2 protein-coding genes are annotated in these 1,721 nt (G+C 34.0%); both read right to left on the bottom strand.

Annotation, left to right across the window (positions count from 1 at the left end; all coding sequences use genetic code 11):
- Positions 1-130: 130 nt before the first annotated feature.
- Positions 131-1,081, bottom strand: a complete 951-nt coding sequence (locus tag FLP_RS09650) for a DUF3078 domain-containing protein (protein ID WP_065449321.1) — start codon at positions 1,079-1,081, stop codon at positions 131-133.
- Between the two features lie 78 nt (positions 1,082-1,159).
- Complete coding sequence (locus tag FLP_RS09645) at positions 1,160-1,669, bottom strand: DUF2480 family protein (protein WP_065449320.1); 510 nt, start codon at positions 1,667-1,669, stop codon at positions 1,160-1,162.
- Positions 1,670-1,721 lie beyond the last annotated feature (52 nt).

The following is a 1,721-nucleotide window of genomic DNA, read 5'->3' as shown; positions in this document are numbered from 1 at the left end:
GTTTTTTTAAAAAGCTTATTTATAAATGTAAGGTTCGCAAAGCTTGATGTTGATTTAGCTTTGCGAACTTTGCAATTTTATGATAATGTAATATAACAATCTTTGCGCTCTCTGCGGTAAAATTTACAGATTAGAATCCGAAATTAACTCCTAAACCAAATACTTCTCTGGTTTGAAAACCCTGAAAAGCATTATCATCATAAATGGCCTGGAAGGATAAATTAGCAGATAAAAATTTGTTTACTTTCATGATAATATTCAGAGAGTAATTGATATCTACATTTTGTGGATCTTCTAAATAATTAGAATATAAATTCAAAGTATTCTCTGCAGTTACATTGGTCATGATCGCCAATTTGTAATAAACCGATGCATAGAAACCTAATTCGTAACGCATGGTTTTATTAGCATCTACACCAAAATAATCACCACTTACATAAGGTAATCCCGTTGCTCTGTCGATTCCTGCAGTATAAGCGCCATCTACGAATGTAAATTTCGAGGTTAAAGGCGCAAAGTTAATTTTTAGATTATCATCCTTTGTCCAGTAAATACCCGGACCTGTAGTAAGATAACCAGGAGACATAAATTGGGTATTTTCTGTTCTAATCTCCTTTCCGTTCTCATCCTTGCCATATAAGTAACCGGTTGTAAACTGAGTTCTGAAATTCACGAAATAAGAGTAATACCATTCACCAAAAGCTCTTTTTCCAAGGATTGAGTTGAATTCAAGACGGTCATCAGTCTTTTTTTCGTAGTCGGCATTTTTAGTTTGTAAAAGTCCGTAAGAAGCTAAAACTTTATTATCCCACGTAAGATCGTCCTTTTTGTAATTGAAATCATAGTTGATTCCCAAGGTTCCTGAAAAGCTATCTTCACCTCCTGCAATCCAGTTATTAAAGCTCGATTGATTTAGCAAAAGAGAAACTGTTCCTTTTGCTTTCCAGCCTTCTCCCTCGATAGTATCATTAATTTTCTTTACTGCTTTTTCAGTGTTTTGGATTAATTCTTTTTCAGAATTTTGGGCTTGAACAAAAGTTAAGTTCGCTAAAATAAAAAGTAATAATGTTAGCTTTCTCATGGTATATAGTTTAAATGTATAAGAACAAATATACTAAAAAACCGTTAAAAGCTTTGGGATTATCGACCGTAAAGAAAGTTATTTCTTAGATTCTTTGTATAAAGGTACTGCTGAGCAAGCTTCGCCATACATAATACTTCTTGCAAAAGGTTGCAGGTAAGTTGCGGCTAAAATATACGCGCGAGTTGGAACCGGTTTTTTCGAACAGCCTTTTACAATAACAGGTTTGTTTTTGTAGTCAGAATAATCAAGTTTGCTTAGAATCTCTTCATATAAGCTTGCATCTAAATCTTCGATAGTTCCGTTGACTACTTTTTTAGCATAAGGCGCTAATTGAATCGCTACCAGAATAGACGACCAGGCAGGAACAATAGCATCTGTACTGCAGTTTATAGCCACATATTGATCTTGATATTGCGACCAATCGTGATTTTTTAAGTGCTCTCTAAAGTCTTTTTCTTTCAATAAAAATCCTTCTAAAAGCCATTGCGAAATGTCAATTTGCACACGCGCTCCTTTTGGATAATAATCCTCAAGATCAAAAACTTCTAAGGCACTATTGGCAACTTTATTGATAATTTCTTCCATATGAAAAAGTTAGTTTCAAGTTTCAGGTTTCAAGTTGTTGAAACCTGAAACC

The sequence above is a fragment of the Flavobacterium piscis genome, assembly GCF_001686925.1.
GTDB classification, from domain to species: domain Bacteria; phylum Bacteroidota; class Bacteroidia; order Flavobacteriales; family Flavobacteriaceae; genus Flavobacterium; species Flavobacterium piscis.
Note: the sequence above shows the minus strand (reverse complement) of the source record. Positions and strands in the feature narration are given on the sequence as shown.

What these genes read in the sequence shown, in the direction of transcription:
- FLP_RS09650 (WP_065449321.1), bottom strand. Translation starts at nt 1,081, where the DNA reads ATGAGAAAGCTAACATTATTACTTTTTATTTTAGCGAACTTAACTTTT.
- FLP_RS09645 (WP_065449320.1), bottom strand. Translation starts at nt 1,669, where the DNA reads ATGGAAGAAATTATCAATAAAGTTGCCAATAGTGCCTTAGAAGTTTTT.